Here is a 1,451-nt window from a genome sequence, read left to right as displayed (position 1 = left end):
TGTTTGTGTCATAAGTTTGTCCTCCTTATTTTAGTTAGTTAATACTTTTTGTATAGTATACCATAAAATCTTTCGCAGGTCAAACTTGACACTTTATCATATCATCTCTGCGTCTCTGTGGTGAATAGTTACCAAAAATTCAAATATCACTTGACAGCAAATAAAATGTTTAGTATAATAAAATTGCTAATTTAATAAGGAGGAGGTATATTATAACCACAGAGGCACAGAGAACGCAGAGAATAATAAAATGGACTGCCCAAACCCTGTTCTTGTTCCATAATACCTTAAGATGATTTGTAAATACATACTACATCTTTATAATATGTTCATTCTCCGTGCCCTCTGCGTCTCTGTGGTGAATAGTTACAGGAGGAGATATAAAATGGAAAATGCAAAATGGAAAATGTTAGTGGTTATTATTCTTCTTGGTTGTTCTTTAAATGTAGATGCCGCAATTTATAAAAAGGCAGGAACAACTGTTGGTCAGGTGTTAGAATTTGGTGTTGGAGCAAGGGCTTGTGCTATGGGTGAGGCATTTACCGGACTGGCAGATGATTTTAGTGCCTTCTACTGGAATCCCGCAGGTATTGCTCAAATTGAAGATTTAGAGTTTAATTTTATGCATAATGATTGGTTTCAAGGGATAAGATATGAACTTGTTTCCACTGTTTTACCATTAGAAGAAGAATTAGGAGCAATGGGCTTAAGTATCATCGTCTTAAAAGCAGATGACATCGTAGGGCGAGATACAAATGGAAATTTTACCTCAAATTTTGAAGCAAAAGACAGTGTTATGAGCCTTAGCTTTGGTCAAAGATGGAATGATAAAATATTAATTGGGGCAACGATTAAACGGATTAACCTGCATATAGAAAATGAAGGAGACACACAATTTGCCTTTGATGCAGGTGGATTATATAAATTTCAGAATACTGATTTAACTCTCGGCGTAGTTGTCCAGAATATTGGTAAGAAAATAAAATTTATTGAAAAAGAGGAGCGATTACCTTTAAATTTCAAACTTGGCATTCTGTATAAGATGTTAGAAAAAAGAGTGTTACTAACATCAGATTTGAGCAAATCTATTGACCGTGCTCTAAAACTCAATCTGGGCACAGAAATAATTATTAATTCAATGGCAAAACTCAGGTTTGGGTATAACTCAACTAATGATGCTGGCAGTGGTTTTACTGCGGGCATAGGACTTAAGATAAAAGATATAATTGAGTTAGATTATGCATACATCCCTTATGGAGAACTTGGAGATTCTCAACGAATTTCGCTTACCACGAAATTTAAGGCTGAATAATTTTTTGTAAGAGTTCACCGCAGAGATGATATGATAAAGTGTCAAGTTTGACCTGCGAAAGATTTTATGGTATACTATACAAAAAGTATTAACTAACTAAAATAAGGAGGACAAACTTATGACACAAACAACATATTTA

General features: G+C 34.2%; 1 protein-coding gene. It reads left to right on the top strand.

Annotated features, from left to right (window positions below; genetic code table 11):
* The first annotated feature begins 385 nt into the window (after positions 1-385).
* Positions 386-1,312 (top strand): PorV/PorQ family protein, encoded by a 927-nt coding sequence (locus AB1414_20770; GenBank protein MEW6609844.1) that lies wholly within the window; start codon positions 386-388, stop codon positions 1,310-1,312.
* Positions 1,313-1,451 lie beyond the last annotated feature (139 nt).

It is taken from the genome of bacterium (assembly GCA_040755795.1).
GTDB lineage: Bacteria > UBA9089 > CG2-30-40-21 > CG2-30-40-21 > SBAY01 > JBFLXS01.
This window is presented reverse-complemented; position numbering and strand designations above follow the sequence as displayed.

Excerpts from the sequence above, each read along its gene's own strand:
- AB1414_20770 (MEW6609844.1), top strand. The coding sequence starts at position 386 with ATGGAAAATGCAAAATGGAAAATGTTAGTGGTTATTATTCTTCTTGGT.